This is a genomic window from Mesorhizobium sp. M8A.F.Ca.ET.021.01.1.1, assembly GCF_003998025.1.
In the GTDB taxonomy this organism is placed as follows: Bacteria; Pseudomonadota; Alphaproteobacteria; order Rhizobiales; family Rhizobiaceae; genus Mesorhizobium.
Map to the genome: position 1 here is coordinate 1 of NZ_RZSJ01001093.1, position 540 is coordinate 540.

Below are 540 nucleotides of genomic sequence, written 5' to 3' on the forward strand. Positions count from 1 at the left end.
ATGTAGACCGGGATCGTCACCCATTCGCGCGTCGTCAGAAGCAGCGCGATCAGATAGTCCGACCAGTTGAGGATGAAGACGAAGAGGGCCGCACTCGCCAGCGGCGCGCGCATCATCGGCAACGTGATGCGGGTGAAGACGCGCAGCCGCGAGCAGCCTTCGACCAAGGCGGCTTCCTCGATCTCGCGCGGCATGTCGTCGAAGAAGGTCTTCATCAGCCAGAAGGCGAACGGCAGCGTGACGATGCCATAGATCAGCGCCAGACCCCACCAGCTGTCGGTGAAGTTGAGGAAAGCCCACATGATCATCACGGGGATCATGACGGCCATCGGCGGAAACAGCCTGAGCTGGATCAGCGCCAGCGGCAGGTTCTGCCCGGAGCCGAAGCGCGACAGGCCGTAGGCGGCGGCCGTGCCGGCCGACATGGCGATCGCGGTGCCGAACACCGCCGACAGCAGTGACGACAGGATCGGCTTCAGCGCGGTGCGGTCGAGCGCGACGATCAAATTGTTGGTGGATTCGCCGAACACGAACTGGAAA

1 protein-coding gene is annotated in these 540 nt (G+C 63.3%); it reads right to left on the reverse strand.

Annotation, left to right across the window (positions count from 1 at the left end):
• Positions 1-540: carbohydrate ABC transporter permease (locus EOA36_RS36765; RefSeq protein ID WP_145969573.1), on the reverse strand; the 540-nt coding region annotated here is incomplete at both ends.